Origin of the sequence: Lysinibacillus sp. FSL K6-0075 (assembly GCF_038592945.1) — a bacterium.
Taxonomy (GTDB): domain Bacteria; phylum Bacillota; class Bacilli; order Bacillales_A; family Planococcaceae; genus Lysinibacillus; species Lysinibacillus fusiformis_F.
The window spans coordinates 501,798-517,982 of record NZ_CP151947.1; the positions used below are offsets into that span (position 1 = coordinate 501,798).

Consider the following 16,185-nt stretch of genomic DNA (forward strand, 5'->3'; position numbering starts at 1 on the left):
CTTCATTCTCCTCTTAATCTTTTTTCAATTTCGCAGCGAAGCGGTTGCCGATAGATTGAATGCTTTGCACAAGGATGATTAAGATAAAGACAGTTGCATACATCACATCAACCTCATAGCGTAAATGACCATAACGATAGGCAAGGTCACCTAATCCGCCAGCACCAACCATTCCTGCCATTGCCGTTGCACCAATTAATCCAATTGTGGCAATCGTTAAGCCTAAAATAATCGATGGACGAGCTTCACGTAATAGTACATGCCAAATAATATGACGACGTTTAATACCCATGGCTGTGTAAGCTTCTACCACTCCTGAATCCACTTCTAAAAGCGCAGATTCCATCAATCGTGCAATATAAGGAGCTGTGTAAACAACTAACGGAACGATTACACCTTTAACACCAATTGTTGTACCAACAATTAACTTGGTAAAAGGTAAGATGAAGAATAATAAAATGATAAATGGCACAGAGCGGACAATATTGATGAATAGATTAAAAAACTGATAGAAAAATTTATTTTCAAAGGATTGTCCTGGTCGTGTTAAAACGATTAATAGCCCTAATGGAATACCAATTAGAATGGAGAACAACAATGAAATTCCGACCATTTGAAATGTTTCGATAATTGCTTTGCCAATAACATCTGACCAATCTGTAAAGAAACTTTGGATACTACTCATTGAACGCACCTCCTAATTCTTCCACTGCCACGCCATTTTCCGAAAAATAAGTTAGCGCCTTTTGGACAATCTGCGTCTCGCCATGTAGATGCACCACAATATTGCCGACAATGCCGTTTTTTAATTCAATAATATTAGCCGTTAAAATATTTGGTTGCACATCGTATACCTTAGTGACTTCTGCTAATAATGGCTTACCAGTGCTTTCACCAAGGAATGTTAAACGGATTACACTACCTGAAACATTTAATTGCTCAATAAGAGAAGGGGATAAGTTACGTTGTGAAATTGTATTTAAAAACTTTCGCGTTGTAGGGTGCTTCGGTTTTGCAAAAAGTTCAATAGCTGTGCCAAATTCCACAACTTTCCCTGATTCTAGAACAGAAACCTCATCGCAAATTTTTTGAATCACATTCATTTCATGTGTAATGAGCAGAATCGTAATGCCTAATTCACGGTTAATTTTTAACAACAATTCAAGAATGGCTTCCGTTGTCTCAGGGTCAAGTGCACTTGTTGCTTCGTCACTAAGTAAAATCTCTGGCTCCTGTGCCAAGGCACGTGCAATAGCCACACGTTGTTTTTGACCACCTGAAAGTTGATTTGGGTAACTATCTAGTTTATCTGTTAAGCCTACAATTTCAGCATATTTAGCTACACGGTTTTTTACTTCCGTCTCTTTATAGCCTAGTAGCTTTAAGGGAACGGCAATATTATTGTAAACTGTTGCTGTTTTTAATAGATTAAAGTGCTGGAAAATCATCCCGATTTTTTGGCGTGTTTGACGTAATTCATGAAGAGAAAGGGTCGTAATGTCTACATTGTCTATCACTACTTTTCCTGCTGTAGGACGTTCTAGTAGATTAACACAACGAATGAGTGTACTTTTACCAGCACCACTATAGCCGATCACACCATGAATTTGTCCCTTTTTTACATGAAGATTGATCCCATCCACAGCTTTAATGATGCCTTTTTTCGACTTGAATTCTTTTGAGATATTTTGTAATTGAATCATGCGATTGTTTGCTCCTTTCTCAACCTTCTAAAAAGCAAGAATCTGCTCGTCTTCCCATAGAGGAATTTCGGCAGATTCTTCGGCTTATAGAAGCTTCCTGAATGTATTACCAGCTAGGGATTACTGAACCTTTGAATTCTTCTTCGATGAATTGACGTACTTCATCAGATTGGTAAGCCTCAACGAACTTTTTAATTGTTGGGTCATTTTCATTTTCAGCGCGTACGACAATGTAGTTCACGTATGGAGAGTCAGTAGATTCCAATAAAATAGAGTCGTCTTTAGGGTTAATGCCAGCTTCTAATGCAAAGTTTGTATTAATAGCTGCTACATCTACTTCACTAAGCTGTTTAGGAATTTGAGCTGCCTCTAATTCAATGAATTTTAAATTCTTTTTGTTTTCTTCTACATCACGGATTGAGGCTGTTAAGTCTGCGCCATCTTTTAGCTTAATATAGCCAGCTTCTTGTAAAACAAAGAGGGCACGTGCTCCATTCGTTGGGTCATTTGGTAGGCCAAACGTTGCACCATCCGGAATGTCATCAAAGGATTTATATTTTTCAGAGTAGATACCCATTGGATTCAAAATCGTTTTGCCCACTGGGACTAAATCTGTATCATGATCTTTATTAAATGTATCGAGGAAAGGTTCGTGTTGATAGCTGTTCGCATCAAGATCACCTTCAGCTAAGGAAGTATTAGGTAAAACATAGTCAGAAAATGATTTTAGCTCTACTTCTAGCCCTTTTTCTTTTGCTACTTTAGCTGCTACTTCTGCAATTTGCTCATGTGGACCAGAAGTGACACCTACGACGATTTTCTTTTCATCAATTGCCTCAGCTTGGCCTTTACTATCTTCTTTAGAGCCACAACCTGCTAGAGCTGCTACTAATGTTAAACTTGCTAAACCTACTAAAAATTTATTTTTCTTTTTCATGAAAACTACCTCCAAGATTGTTTTTATCGGTTTTTTGAAAATAAAAAAACTCTCTTACAAACTAAGAGAGGCTCATGAAAAGATGTCCTCTCTTATCTATCAAACGAAGATCGTTTGCAGGATTTAGCACCTTCCTTTAAAAAGGAGGTTGCCGAGCTTCATAGGGCCAGTCCCTCAGCTACTCTTGATAAGAGATTTATAATATTTTTTTGTAATTCCGATAGAACTAATATAATTTATAGGGTATAGTAAGTCAATAATTAATTTTTAAAATTTTTATATAATTATAATATTTCGACGTGAAAGAGGGATAACAATGTCTGTGAGAGTTAATTATGGTATAGGTTCATTTGGTAAGGTTATTAGTGCTCGTCTTCTAACAGGGACAGATATCATTGAGGGAATTGAGGCGCTCTGTGAAGAGAATCATATTGAGTCAGCAACGATTGTTAGCTGTATTGGTAGCTTTCAAAAAAGTAGCTTTGTATATTTAGTGCCAGATGCAACAGCTCAGATTCAAGTTCGTTTTAGTGATGTGGTTGAAAAAGATGGACCACTTGAATTTATTCAAGGCTCTGGTGTGGTGTGTAAGCGTGACGGGGGATATGAAACACATTTCCATGGTTCTATGAGCGATCAATGGGGTGTTGTGTCAGGTGGGCATTTAATAAAAGGGGGAAATCCTGTTATTACTGCTGACCTAGTACTGGCTGAGGTACAAGGTATTCAACATATTCGAAAATTGGATGATGAAACAGGTCATGTTCAATTTTATCCATTAGAAAATGGTTTAGGGCAGCCAAGGAAAATTGAAAAATAATGATCCTGTAGCTAGAGTTAGCTACAGGACACATGTTGTGGAAAAAAGATCATGTCACTAACAGAAAAAGACCTGTTAGCAGGGTGATGGGTTGATTTCCGTTCCGCCAGCGTCCTTTCCAGGGGGTGTCCGATGAGCCGCTTCACTCACTTCCGTTCGCTCCAAGGTCTCCTCTGTGACGCTAAATCCCCTAGGAGTGACGCTGGCTCCACTCCAATCAACCATTCTGTAAAAATGTCTTTCCCTCTTTCATACTAGTAGTAGTGAACAAAATAACTCATTATTTGTATGATTAGAGAGAGGATAGGCTCTTATTTTCAATGTGGAGAGATGATTAGTCACAACAACCCTCAATAAAAATGAGTAGTGTACACCTTCATTTTATTTGTACAACCTTTGTTAAGACGATAACACTTTTATGGATTGGGGTAGAAGGTCTTTTCACCTTTCACAAATAATCTATTGATGGCATTGTCATTTGTTAAATAATTGTAACTGCTCGATTCTATGGATTGCTTCACGTAAACGTTCCTCGCTTACCAGCAAACCGATACGGACGTAGCCTTCGCCATATTGACCGAAACCATTGCCAGCTGCCACAGCAATATCAGCTTTTTCAAGCAATAGATCAGCAAATTGTTCGCTTGTATAGCCTAATGGTACAGGGAGCCATGCGAAGAAGGAGCCTTTTGGAGCCGTAACATGCCAGCCGATTCTTTGAGCTTCTTCAATGAGTACATTTCGGCGACGCTCATAAGTAGCTCGTAGTTCATCCGCACATTGTTGGGAAGCTGTCAGTGCTACTGCTGCTGCTTGTTGAATAGCAGGGAATTGACTACAAAACAGATGATCCTGAATAAGATTAATAGCAGCAATAATCTCGGCATTCCCAACGGCAAAGCCTATACGCCAGCCTGCCATATTATAGGTTTTCGATAGGGTATACATTTCAATCCCAACTTCTTTTGCACCCTCTGCTTGTAGGAAGCTAATTGGTTTATTACCGTCAAATCCTATTGCTCCATAAGCAAAATCATGTGATACGATAATATTGTGTTCCTTCGCAAAACGAACGGTTTCTTCAAAAAACGCAAGTGTTGCTGTACCACCTGTAGGATTGTTCGGGTAATTTAGGTAAAGTAGCTTTACCTTTTCTTTCACTTCATCAGATAATGCATCATAATCAGGTAAGAAATCATTTTCAGCAAAAAGTGGCATCACTTCAAAATTAACATCCCCTAATACGACACCTGATAAGTAATCTGGATAGCCAGGGTCTGGTAAGAGCATCGTGTCGCCAGGGTTTAACACAGCTAAAGGTAGTTCAACTAGACCTATTTTTGTCCCACCAAGAATCGCTACCTCTGTGTCAGGATTTAGTTCCACATGATATTCACGTTGATAAAAGTCGGCAGCTGCTTGGCGTAATTCAGCGATACCTCGAAATGGTGAATATTTATGGTTTTGTGGGTTTTCAGCCGCCTCCTGTAATGCTTGAATGATGTGAGGAGGCGTGGGTTGGTCGGGATTTCCTTGCCCAAGGTTAATGACATCACGTCCTTCTTCTAAGGCCGTGTTTACTTTTTGAACGAGTGCTGCAAAAAATTGAGTGGGTAGTTGCTGTAGTTTTTTAGAGAATTCCATGCATAATCACCTTTTTCAGAATATAATAATTATTATTGAAGAATATGAAGCAAATAGTATTACTTTTTCTGTTAATTGTCTAGAGGAGGAATAGATATGAAAATCGGTTGTATTCAATTAAATGTTGGCTTTGGCAAAGTTGAAGAAAATTTTGCACGTGCTGAGGATAAGATTCGAGAAGCTGCAAAACAAGGGGCAGAAATTATTGTGTTACCTGAAATGTGGAATACAGGCTATGCTTTGGAAAAACTGCCTGAGCTAGCGGATAGCGATGGGGAGCGGACAAAAGCCTTTTTAGCTAAACTAGCTAAGGAACTAAATGTACATATTGTAGGTGGCTCTGTTTCAACAAAGAAAGGCGACAAATTTTATAATACGATGTATACCTTTGATCGTGATGGAGAGCTTGTAGGGGAATATAGCAAGGCACATCTTTTCCGTTTAATGGACGAGCATCTTTACTTAGAGGCAGGGAATGAAATGAATCGTTTTGCTCTAGGTGACATTGAAGCTGCTGGTGTTATTTGCTATGATATTCGCTTCCCAGAATGGTTACGTGCCCATGCATTACAAGGAGCAAAGGTATTATTTGTACCAGCGCAGTGGCCAACTCCAAGGATTGACCATTGGAAAACATTGCTGCAGGCTCGTGCAATTGAAAATCAATGCTTTGTCATAGCAGTTAATCGTATTTCGAAAAAGGTAGAAAACTTTAATGGGCAATCTATGATTATTCAGCCTTGGGGAGAAGTACTTTGGGTTGGTGCTGAGGACGAGGAAGTAGCGGTGATCGATGTAGACTTTTCGATTGTCGATGAAGTACGTGGAAGAATCCCTGTTTACGATGATCGCAGACCTGGACTGTATCAGGATGTAGTTGTGAAAGGGTAATAAAGGGGCACGCTTAGGAGGGAAGATCCCATTTTGCGTGCCAACTTTTTTTCTAGCTCTTATCCTCGATCAATGAATTGGCTAGTAGCATAAATTCAAGTGTAATGCGGTTATGCCCCTTCATAAAATTTTTGCCTAGTAAACTTTCAAGCTTTTTTAAGCGATGATAGAGTGTTTGACGCACAATAAACAATTGGTTCGCTGTTTGCTGTTTAGAGCCATTTGTTTGTAAATACACCTGTAATGTTTCGAGGAGCTTGCTATTGTTTTTTTCATCGTATTCAATAACGGGCTGTAAATAGTCGTATATCACTTCCTGTAAATTCACTTGCATTTGTAATTTATAGATTAAATGATATAAATGCAGATCATCATAAAAGAACGAGGACGTTTGTACCTTTCGACAAATATATAAGGTTTCTAGGGCAGTTTGATAGCTTTTAGGAATTTCATCAACATCACAAACCACTTTCCCAACGGCTATCTGATAGCCCTGTGTTTGCTGCTTTTTATAAAATTCAGTTTTGGGTAAGGAGGAAAACAGGTTATTTAACGTATCACGAGTGGCTTTACTATCTTTTGTATGAAGTAAAATAAAAATAACATAGCTCTTTCTTTCAAATAAAAACGGAATAAAGCCATGCTGCTCAAAGAGATTACGATAATAAAGCTTACTATAGACAATATCCTCTTGTGCCTTTGTCAAAGTATTAGGAGAGGCTAAAATAAAGACAGCCCCACTAGATTGTATGTAGTTAGCGTAATGTGTAACGATAAATTTATAGATTTCCTCCTTAGACAGTTTTTGATCAATCCAATCGGCTAAAATCGAAGCATCCTCAATATTCTTTTTTTCCTCAATATAAAACTCTCGCATTAAAAGCTGTGCTAACGCTGTTGCTGTACGATCCAATATTAATAACTCAAACTCTGAGAAAAGCTCATCTTCTCGATAAAGTGTTAAATCGGCATAATGTTGATCAAAAATAAAAATAGGCTCATGTTTAAACTGCTGAGTAGACTTGTGCAATGCTAGTAATTGCTGACGCTTTTTGTGTGCCATATTCGGAAAAAAGATAGGCTCCCGTCCCTTAATGGAAAACATGATTTGTGTTTTCAACTCATTATACATATTTTGTAAAATATCCTCTGTGTTTTGTCCTAAGACTGCATTTTTGTTCAAAGCTTGTGAGTAAGATTCTAGCGAAGAGATCAATAAATATTGCTGATTGATAATTTGGCTATGTAAATCCTGTGTAATACGAACAAAAGGAACCGCTTCATGAAAAACGATAATAGGAAACTGATGACGGTTAGCTATTGCCAATATTGCTTCAGGAACTGCTTGAATAGAGGAGCCATATTCAATACAAAGAGCGGCACAATTTTTTTGAATGATGGCTTCTATAAATGCAGTAAAGTCCTCAATGCTATGTTGGAGACTTATCCCCGTTGTTAATACTAACTCTTCACCAACTAAAAAATTATCAACATGTATGATTTCTAGAACATGTGCCCATTTGACGATTCTTGTTAATCCCTCATGACCTGCTACTACCTCTGCCTTTTGAAAATATTTATTGTTCAAAACATCTAGTACTTTTAGTTGAAATGGGCTCAATTTTGCCCCTCCTTTTGACATACTTATCTTCAGATTAATTTTGATTATTTCTGCTTAGTGCTACAAATTATCTTAGAAAATCGTTTTTAAATTATTTTAAGAATATTTAGTCTATTTTACATTATGTATAAAACAAAAGTATAGAATTTTACAGTTTGTCTATTACTTCAACGTTATGAAAGATGTAAGATTTTTGTAAGCGATCAAGCAATTTACTAAAAGAGGTGACAGATATGGGGCAACAAACGCATTTGCAAAGAGGATTAAAAAAGCGGCATATGACGATGATTGCGATTGCCGGAGTAATCGGTGCTGGCCTATTTATGGGAAGTGGCTCGGTCATTAACTTAGCTGGCCCAGGGGCAATTTTATCGTATATATTTGCAGGAATTATCGTTGTATTAGTTATGCGTATGCTAGGTGAGATGGCGGCTGTCAATCCAACGAGTGGGTCGTTTGCACACTACGCATATGAAGCCATTGGTCCGTGGGCAGGTTTTATGATTGGATGGCTGTACTGGTTTTTCTGGGTGATTGCGATTGCTTTAGAGGCAACAGCGGCAGCAGCCATTATTCAATATTGGTATGACGGGATTCCTTTATGGCTAGTAAGTCTGTTATTAACCGTAGCACTTACTTTAACAAATGTTCTTTCTGTCAAAGCTTTTGGTGAGTTTGAGTATTGGTTCTCTCTTATTAAGGTTGCAAGTATAGTCGTTTTTCTTGGTCTCGGTGCATTTATTATTTTTGGTATCGCCCCCAACTTTAATGCTGTAGGTATGACCAACTTAGTTGAACAGGGCGGTTTTTTACCAAACGGTTTTGGCGCTGTTCTAATGGGTGTCGTCATAGTTATCTTTTCTTTTATGGGGACAGAGATCGTGGCCATTGCTGCTGGTGAATCGGATGAACCTTTAGCAGCTGTTACGAAAGCTACCAATTCTATTACTTGGCGTATTTTAATTTTCTATGTGGGTTCTATAGCAGTTGTTGTGACGCTATTACCTTGGCATTCCTCAGATATTTTAACAAGTCCTTATGTAGCGGTACTTGACTATATTGGTATTCCTGCTGCTGCACAAATTATGAATTTTGTTGTTTTAACTGCAGTATTATCGTGCCTAAATTCAGCACTTTATGCAACCTCACGAATGGTGTTTTCTTTAGCGGAAAAAGGAGAAGCACCAAAAGCGTTTTTAAAATTAAACAAAAATGGTGCACCTGTCAATGCCATACTTGCCGCAACATTTTTCTCGTATATTGCGGTCATAATGAATTATGTTTCGCCAGATAAAGTATTTATGTTTTTATTAAGTTCTTGTAGTGCTATTACGTTAATTCTTTATTTAATCATTGCCTTTTCACAATTAAGAATGCGACGAAAGATTGAACAAGAAAATCCAGAGCTATTAAAGGTGAAGATGTGGCTATTCCCGTATTTAACGTATTTCACAATACTAGCAACAACAGCATTACTCATTGCGATGTTCTTTATAGAGTCAATGCGCTCACAAATTTTATTTACATGCGTTATTGTGGCCATTGTGATGATTTTCTATATGCTTACTCAAAAGAAAAAGATGATTAAACAAGCCGATGAATCAAGTTCCCTTTTCACAAAAGACGAGTTTGATTTTGAACAATAAGACGATGAAGGAGTGATCCATTATGACAGTTCAGCAAGAAATGAAAACGCTAACACATTTTATCAAAGGAGAAGAGGTAGCAGGTACAAGTAACAGATTCTCAGAAGTATATAATCCATCAACAGGTGAGGTCATCGCAAGAGTACCGCTTGCTTCAAGAGACGAGGTAAAGCATGCTATTCGGCTTGCAAAAGAAGTCTTTCCAGCATGGAAAAAAACATCCATTGGTAAGCGGGTAGAAGTATTACATCGATTCCGTCAGCTGTTAGTAGAAAAGCAGGAAGAGCTTATCGCTGTGATTTGCCAGGAAAGTGGGAAAACAAAGGAAGACGCGAAGGGTGAAATTGTTCGGGGGATTGAATCAGTGGATATGGCGATCAGTGCCCCACAAATGCTAAAAGGGGAGTACTCCGTTAATGTGGGTGGTAATATTAATGCCTTTTCTGCCAAGTCGCCACTTGGCGTAGTGGCTACGATCGCACCATTTAATTTCCCTGTTATGGTACCTCTCGCAATTACAAGTATGGCTGTTGCAGTGGGGAATGCCGTTATTCTAAAGCCATCTGAACGTGTACCTATCTCAGCATTATACTTGAGCCAATTATGGAAAGAGGCAGGTCTGCCAGACGGTATTTGGACAGTTGTCAATGGTGACAAAGAGGCAGTGGATGAATTGTTAGAAAACAAAGAGATTCAAGCTATCTCATTTGTTGGTTCCACGCCTGTTGCTGAATATATTTATCAAACTGGGACAAAGCACAATAAACGTGTGGCAGCATTTGGTGGTGGGAAGAATTTCATGATTGTTATGCCAGACGCCAATTTAGAACAAACAGCAAATGCCTTTTTAGGAGCAGCATATGGCGCAGCATCTCAGCGCTGTATGGCTATTTCCGGTGCACTTGTTGTAGGTAAGGATACGGAGCAACGTTTTACAGAAATATTGAAAAATAAAATTTCTCAACTAAAGGTTGGGCCTTATACAGAGCAAGACGTCGATTTTGGTCCAGTCATCACTAAACAGTCCAAGGATACAATTATACGCTATATCGATGGGGCAGTCAGTGAAGGGGCAAATCTTGTCATCGACGGAAGAAATCCAAAAGTATGTGAAAAGTCTAATGGTTTTTATCTTGGTCCTACTTTACTTAATCATGTCACACCAGAAATGACGATCTTCAAAGAGGAGGTCTTTGGTCCAGCACGTATTGTAGTGGGGGTGGACTCTCTACAAAAGGCTATCGATTTAATAAATGATCATGAGCTTGGTAATGGTGTCACAATGTTTACAAGCAGTGGAGCGGCGGCGCGTAAATTCCAAGAAGAAATAGAAGTGGGCATGGTAGGGGTTAATGTGCCAATCCCAATCCCAGTTGGCTATCACAACTTTGGTGGATGGAAACGATCTAAGTTTGGTGAAGGGCATATGTTTGGCCCCGATCAGGCGAGATTCTTTACAAAGGCAAAAACGATTTCTGAACGTTGGCCCGATGAGACAGAGGATACAGCAAGCTCCTTTGCGTTCCCAAGTAATGACGATGCGAAAAACTAATGTAAGAAAAATAATAGTAAGGGGTGTTTGGCGATGACGCAGATTAATCTTAAAAGTGATGTATTAGCAAAGGATGAGCAATATGTATGGCATTCCATGAAACCTTATAATCCGCAGGCTACGTATGTGGTGGAGAAATCTGATGGTGCAAGAATCATTGATACAGATGGTGTAGAATATATTGATGCGATGGCTGGGCTATGGTGTGTCAACGTTGGTTATGGTCGTAAAGAATTAGCGGATGCAGCGCATGAACAAATGATGAAAAATGCATATGCACCTTTATCTCAGGGACATTTGCCTGCAGTAGAATTAGCTGAAAAGCTAAATGAAATGCTTGGTGGCGATTACGTTATTTTCTTCTCTAATAGTGGGTCAGAGGCAAATGAAACAGCATTTAAAATAGCGCGACAATATCATCAGCAAAAAGGGCAAAGTTCTCGCTATAAAGTTGTCTCTCGTTACCGTGCGTATCATGGTAACTCCTTTGGGGCATTAGCGGCAACAGGGCAGGCAGAACGTAAATATAAATATGAGCCACTGTCACCAGGTTTTATCCATGTTGCACCACCTGATCAATATCGTGAACATGAAAGTGATACGAGCGCGCCATTAGATTTAGCAAGTGTAAAGGCTGTAGATAAAACCATGACATGGGAACTGAGCGACACGATTGCAGCGATGATTTTAGAGCCTATTATTACAGGTGGTGGTGTCATTATGCCTCCAGAAAACTATTTAAAAGGTATTGAGGAAGTATGTAAAAAACACGGCGCTTTAATGATTGTGGATGAGGTTATTTGTGGTTTTGGTCGAACAGGTAAGCCCTTTGGATTTATGAATTATGGTGTAAAGCCTGATATTATTACGATGGCGAAAGGAATTACAAGTGCTTATTTACCACTATCAGCTACAGCGGTAAAGCGAGAAATATATGAGGCATTTACAGGCTCAGATGCATACGGCTATTTCCGCCATGTAAATACATTTGGTGGCTCACCAGTGGCATGTGCAGTCGCATTAAAAAATATTGAGATTCTTGAGCAAGAGGCGTTATTTGACCGTTCTAAGGAAATTGGTGCTGCAACACTTGAAACATTGCAACAAGAATTACAGCATCACCCAAATGTAGGGGATGTACGAGGCAAAGGTTTATTGATTGGAATTGAATTAGTAGTAGATAAAGTTTCGAAAGAACCTTTACCAGTGGAGAAAGTGAATGCTGTCATTGCAGCATGTAAAGGGCAAGGGGTCATCATTGGGAAAAATGGAGCTACCGTAGCAGGGTTTAATAATGTCTTAACGTTATCACCACCACTTAATATTGCACAAGAAGATCTTGACCGTATACTAAATGTGGTTGTGAATAGTTTAAATACGCTATAGTGACTATTCATAAAAGTTCTAAAAGCCGGGTAATAAAGGCTTTTAGAGCTTTTATTGTAGTACTTTGGAGCATAAATGAGCTATAGGGATATTTATTATAGCTCAATAAAAATAATTATAAAATTCAGAAATTTATTAAAATAATACTGGAAATATTAGATTTCATAGTTTATAGTTGTTAAAAAATAATTAATTTTCTGATAAAAATTTTAAGAAATGTCCTGATAGGGTATATTTTTTTAATCACTTATTTTCAGCAGTGGAATAAATACATCTTGTAATTTGAACTATACTTTCTGATTAAAAGCAATTGTGATAGTTGAGGAAGCGATGTCTTGCCTGAATTGAATTGTCTAATCATAAGAAAATATAGTTAATTTTTTACCTACTTATTTTCAGCAGTGGAGAAAATAAATGTTTTTTGGTAATTATATTTCTTAAATTAAATTATAAGAAATATTTTTATATATTTTTACAAAGGGAGTAGATGAGATGAATTATGTTAAAAAATTGGTTTTTGTAATTCTATGTACGTTGCTTTTAGCAGCATGCGCAGAGAAAGACAATTCTAACGCATCAAATACTGGGGATAAGTCTACTACAGAATCAGGTACAGCTAGTTCTAAAAATGAACTTGTCATCGCTGTAAATGAAAATTTTATTTCAATGGATCCGCATAACACAGGGGATACTAATTCGAGTTCTGTACAGGAGACAATGCTAGAAGGTTTGCTAGGCTTCGATGCAGATGGACAAATTATTAAGGTTTTAGCAGATGATTATTCAATTAGTGAAGACGCTCTTGTCTATACGTTCAAACTTAAAGAAGGGGTTACCTTCCATGACGGGGAACAGTTTAATGCTGAGGCTGTAAAGGCCAATATTGAACGAATCATGAATGATGAAAGCTTACGCTTATATTCTCGTGGCTTTAGCTTAATCAGCAATGTTGAAATTCTAGGCGACTATGAAATTAAAGTTACTTTAAAAGAACCATATGGACCAATGATTACTCGATTCGGAGTTGCCAAAATGATTAGTCCAAAAATGATTAAAGAAAATTCAGCAGATATACCTAAAAAACCTGTTGGTACAGGTCCTTATAAATTTGTGGAATGGGTACAAGGAGACCATTTAACAATTGAAAACTTTGATGGCTATTGGGATGGTGGAGAACGTGTTGCTAAAATCACCTATAAACCAGTGCCAGAAAACGGATCTCGCGTAGCGATGCTAAAAGCGGGTGATGCACAGGTTATCTATCCAGTGCCAGCTCAAAATATTGATGAGCTTTCTAATAGTAAAGATGTAGAAGTTAATAAGGTTCCTTCTACAATTGCACACTATGTTTCCTTAAATACCTATAAAAAACCTTTGGATGATATTAAAGTTCGACAAGCCTTTAACTATGCGGTGGACAAGGATGCTTATTTAAAAGTGGTGAATGCAGGGCTGGGTGTACCATTAGACTCCATTATTCCTTCCAAAACCGTTTATTATAAGCAACAAAAAATGTATGAACACAATATTGAAAAGGCAAAGGAATTGTTAGCTGAGGCAGGCTATCCTGATGGCTTCGATATTGAAATCTGGGGGAACACAAACTCGGATACGATGAAAGGCATGCAGTTTATTCAACAACAGTTAGGTCAAATCGGTGTAAAAGTAGAAATTAAATCAATGGAAGAAGGCACTTTATCAGACGAAATCTATGGTGCACAAACACCAGATGATGCGAAATTACAAATGTGGTATGTGAGTTGGTCAGCCTATGCTTCGGATATAACGAATGCGACAAAGCCTCTTTTCCATAGCGTATCATTCCCACCAAATGGTGCAAATACAGCTTACTATCATAATACGGAGGCAGATCAATTAATGGATGAAGCTAATTCCATTTCAGATGTAGATCGCCAAGCTGAACTATATGAAAAATTACAGGAAGTCGTTTATCAAGATACACCTTGGATTTTCTTAGGGGTAGATGAGGTTGTATATGGTGTACGTTCAAATGTCAGCGGTGTACTAGTAAACCCGACAGGTGGACTAGATGTGAAAAATGCAAAAGTGGAGTAAAACACAATAAAAGGAATTGATGCTAGTCAATTCCTTTTCTACAAAATAGAAAGGAGGAAGGCGGCGTGTGGAAATATATAGCAAGAAGAACCGTTGAAATGATACCGATATTAATTGTCATTTCCATATTAACATTCTTATTCATTCATTTCATACCAGGTGACCCTGCACGATTAGTAGCTGGTAAAGATGCCACGCTAGAAGATGTTGAAAATGTACGGCATGAGTTGGGTTTAGATAAACCCATTCTTAAACAATACGTGGATTATATGAAAAATCTTATGACGGGTGAGCTTGGCACATCTTTAACAACAGGACTACCTGTCATTGATATGTTTAAAACAAGGTTTATGCCTTCTCTTCATCTTACTTTCCTTTCCATGTTTTGGGCTACATTAATGGGTTTGGTGATTGGTGTTCTTTCTGCCATCAATAAAAACAAATGGCCTGATTATTTTGGAATGGTAACGGCTGTTTCTGGCATTTCGATTCCAGGATTTTGGCTGGGCTTATTATTGATTCAATTATTTTCAGTGCAGCTAGGGTTATTTCCGACAGGTGGATTAGACGGCTTTTCTAGTTATATTTTACCCTCCTTGACCTTAGGAGCTGGCATTATGTCAATGATCGCTCGATTTACTCGTTCTTCCATGCTTGAAACGTTACAAGCAGATTTTATAAGAACAGGGAGAGCAAAAGGACTGAAAGAACACTCCGTTATTGTGACCCATGCTTTAAGAAATTCCTTGATTTCTGTGGTAACAGTAGCAGGCTTACAATTTGGATTTCTCTTAGGAGGATCAGTGGTAGTGGAGACAGTCTTTAGTTTTCCAGGAATGGGACGACTTCTAATCGATTCGATCGCATTTCGAGATTATCCCGTCATTCAGTCTGCACTGCTGTTATTTGCATTTGAATTTATTTTAGTCAATTTAATTGTTGATGTGCTTTATACCGTGTTAAATCCAAAAATCCAATTAAATTCTTAAGGGAGGGAACAAAATGACTTCACCAACTACTGTGCAAAATAGCCAAGTGCAAAATACACAAAAAAAATACTCTCCTCTTAAAGAATTTTGGAAGTCTTTTAAAAAACAAAAGGCTGCTTTGGTAGCAAGTATCTTTATAGGATTGTTAATTGTAGTCGCTTTTATTGGACCTTATATCGCACCGTACGATCCTTTTGAACCCAATTATGATGCTTTATTAGAGGGACCAAGTGCAAGTCATTTGGCAGGAACGGACGAGTATGGTCGAGACATTTTTAGTCGTTTGATAGTAGGCGCAAAAATATCCTTGATGGTGAGTTTCAGTGCCGTATTTTTAGGCCTAATACTAGGAACTATTTTAGGTTTAATTAGCGGTTACTTTGGTGGGTGGATTGACAAAATCATCATGCGTAGCTGTGATGTACTGTTTTCATTCCCTGATTTATTGTTAGCGATTGCCATTGTAGCCTTATTGGGTCCTGGTATTAATAATGTCATCATTGCTGTGATGATCTTTAGTGTGCCATCTTTTGCACGTTTAGTCAGAGGTGCTACATTGAATGCGAAAGAGAATGTATACGTAGAGGCAGCACAATCAATGGGAGCTTCGCATGTTAGAGTGCTGTGGAAACATATTTTCCCTGAAACCATTAGTGAATTAATCATCTTTGTCACAATGCGTATAGGAACAGCCATTTTAGCAGCTTCTGGTTTAAGTTTTTTAGGCTTAGGTGCAAGCCCTGAAATGCCTGAGTGGGGAGTAATGCTAAGTAGTGGGCGTGACTATTTAGGAACATCTTCGCACGTAGTCATCATGCCAGGCATTGCAATATTTTTAACCGTACTAGCATTTAACTTAATAGGTGATGGATTACGAGATGTATTAGATCCAAAAATAAAAAATAATTAAGGAGAATGCC

The 16,185-nt window shown here is 38.1% G+C and carries 13 protein-coding genes and 1 riboswitch; of the genes, 8 read left to right on the plus strand and 5 right to left on the minus strand.

From position 1 onward, the window contains the following. Positions 1–13: 13 nt before the first annotated feature. From MHB65_RS02340 to MHB65_RS02350, 3 genes are all read right to left on the minus strand, one after another. Positions 14–685 carry a methionine ABC transporter permease gene (locus MHB65_RS02340; protein ID WP_004225517.1) on the minus strand — a complete coding sequence of 224 codons (672 nt, stop codon included), beginning with the start codon at positions 683–685 and terminating at the stop codon, positions 14–16. Then, on the minus strand, positions 678–1,703 hold the full coding sequence (locus MHB65_RS02345; protein WP_205446705.1) for an ATP-binding cassette domain-containing protein: 1,026 nt from the start codon (positions 1,701–1,703) through the stop codon (positions 678–680). The genes MHB65_RS02340 and MHB65_RS02345 overlap by 8 nt, the downstream gene beginning before the upstream one ends. Positions 1,704–1,809: 106 nt before the next feature. Next, on the minus strand, positions 1,810–2,640 hold the full coding sequence (locus MHB65_RS02350; protein WP_205446706.1) for a MetQ/NlpA family ABC transporter substrate-binding protein: 831 nt from the start codon (positions 2,638–2,640) through the stop codon (positions 1,810–1,812). Positions 2,641–2,729: 89 nt separating this feature from the next. Next, positions 2,730–2,834: riboswitch (SAM riboswitch) on the minus strand. A 122-nt stretch (positions 2,835–2,956) separates the two neighbouring features. On the opposite strand from MHB65_RS02350, the gene MHB65_RS02355 reads away from it, so the two are divergent. After that, positions 2,957–3,460 carry a PPC domain-containing DNA-binding protein gene (locus MHB65_RS02355; protein WP_342442378.1) on the plus strand — a complete coding sequence of 168 codons (504 nt, stop codon included), beginning with the start codon at positions 2,957–2,959 and terminating at the stop codon, positions 3,458–3,460. Positions 3,461–3,934: 474 nt separating this feature from the next. Here the strand turns inward: MHB65_RS02355 and MHB65_RS02360 are convergent, their stop codons facing one another. After that, the gene (locus MHB65_RS02360) at positions 3,935–5,104 is read right to left on the minus strand and encodes a pyridoxal phosphate-dependent aminotransferase (protein WP_342442379.1); all 1,170 of its coding nucleotides are present in this window, start codon (positions 5,102–5,104) and stop codon (positions 3,935–3,937) included. Positions 5,105–5,200: 96 nt separating this feature from the next. Between MHB65_RS02360 and MHB65_RS02365 the strand changes: the two genes are divergently transcribed. Continuing rightward, positions 5,201–5,995: a carbon-nitrogen family hydrolase gene (locus MHB65_RS02365; protein ID WP_342442380.1), complete on the plus strand. Its 795-nt coding sequence runs from the start codon at positions 5,201–5,203 to the stop codon at positions 5,993–5,995. Between the two features lie 52 nt (positions 5,996–6,047). Here MHB65_RS02365 and MHB65_RS02370 read toward each other — a convergent pair whose 3' ends face one another. Next, the gene (locus tag MHB65_RS02370; protein WP_342442381.1) at positions 6,048–7,616 is read right to left on the minus strand and encodes a PucR family transcriptional regulator ligand-binding domain-containing protein; all 1,569 of its coding nucleotides are present in this window, start codon (positions 7,614–7,616) and stop codon (positions 6,048–6,050) included. A gap of 233 nt (positions 7,617–7,849) precedes the next feature. Here MHB65_RS02370 and MHB65_RS02375 point away from each other — a divergent pair, with 233 nt between their 5' ends. From MHB65_RS02375 to MHB65_RS02400, 6 genes are all read left to right on the plus strand, one after another. Next, positions 7,850–9,262 (plus strand): amino acid permease, encoded by a 1,413-nt coding sequence (locus tag MHB65_RS02375; protein ID WP_342442382.1) that lies wholly within the window; start codon positions 7,850–7,852, stop codon positions 9,260–9,262. 22 nt (positions 9,263–9,284) lie between these two features. Beyond that, the gene (locus MHB65_RS02380; protein ID WP_342442383.1) at positions 9,285–10,814 is read left to right on the plus strand and encodes a CoA-acylating methylmalonate-semialdehyde dehydrogenase; all 1,530 of its coding nucleotides are present in this window, start codon (positions 9,285–9,287) and stop codon (positions 10,812–10,814) included. A 33-nt stretch (positions 10,815–10,847) separates the two neighbouring features. Then, entirely contained in the window at positions 10,848–12,200 is a 1,353-nt protein-coding gene (locus MHB65_RS02385; protein WP_342442384.1) for an aspartate aminotransferase family protein, read from the plus strand. Positions 12,201–12,692: 492 nt separating this feature from the next. Beyond that, positions 12,693–14,276: a glutathione ABC transporter substrate-binding protein gene (locus MHB65_RS02390; protein WP_342442385.1), complete on the plus strand. Its 1,584-nt coding sequence runs from the start codon at positions 12,693–12,695 to the stop codon at positions 14,274–14,276. Between the two features lie 65 nt (positions 14,277–14,341). Then, a complete protein-coding gene (locus MHB65_RS02395; protein WP_205446714.1) occupies positions 14,342–15,265 on the plus strand; it encodes an ABC transporter permease subunit in 924 nt (307 codons plus the stop codon). A 13-nt stretch (positions 15,266–15,278) separates the two neighbouring features. Continuing rightward, positions 15,279–16,175, plus strand: coding sequence for an ABC transporter permease subunit (locus tag MHB65_RS02400; RefSeq protein WP_342442386.1), 897 nt, complete (start codon positions 15,279–15,281; stop codon positions 16,173–16,175). Positions 16,176–16,185: the final 10 nt, after the last annotated feature.

Coding starts and splice junctions, on each gene's coding strand:
- MHB65_RS02340 (WP_004225517.1), bottom strand. CDS start 685: ATGAGTAGTATCCAAAGTTTCTTTACAGATTGGTCAGATGTTATTGGC.
- MHB65_RS02345 (WP_205446705.1), bottom strand. CDS start 1,703: ATGATTCAATTACAAAATATCTCAAAAGAATTCAAGTCGAAAAAAGGC.
- MHB65_RS02350 (WP_205446706.1), bottom strand. CDS start 2,640: ATGAAAAAGAAAAATAAATTTTTAGTAGGTTTAGCAAGTTTAACATTA.
- MHB65_RS02355 (WP_342442378.1), top strand. CDS start 2,957: ATGTCTGTGAGAGTTAATTATGGTATAGGTTCATTTGGTAAGGTTATT.
- MHB65_RS02360 (WP_342442379.1), bottom strand. CDS start 5,104: ATGGAATTCTCTAAAAAACTACAGCAACTACCCACTCAATTTTTTGCA.
- MHB65_RS02365 (WP_342442380.1), top strand. CDS start 5,201: ATGAAAATCGGTTGTATTCAATTAAATGTTGGCTTTGGCAAAGTTGAA.
- MHB65_RS02375 (WP_342442382.1), top strand. CDS start 7,850: ATGGGGCAACAAACGCATTTGCAAAGAGGATTAAAAAAGCGGCATATG.
- MHB65_RS02380 (WP_342442383.1), top strand. CDS start 9,285: ATGACAGTTCAGCAAGAAATGAAAACGCTAACACATTTTATCAAAGGA.
- MHB65_RS02385 (WP_342442384.1), top strand. CDS start 10,848: ATGACGCAGATTAATCTTAAAAGTGATGTATTAGCAAAGGATGAGCAA.
- MHB65_RS02390 (WP_342442385.1), top strand. CDS start 12,693: ATGAATTATGTTAAAAAATTGGTTTTTGTAATTCTATGTACGTTGCTT.
- MHB65_RS02400 (WP_342442386.1), top strand. CDS start 15,279: ATGACTTCACCAACTACTGTGCAAAATAGCCAAGTGCAAAATACACAA.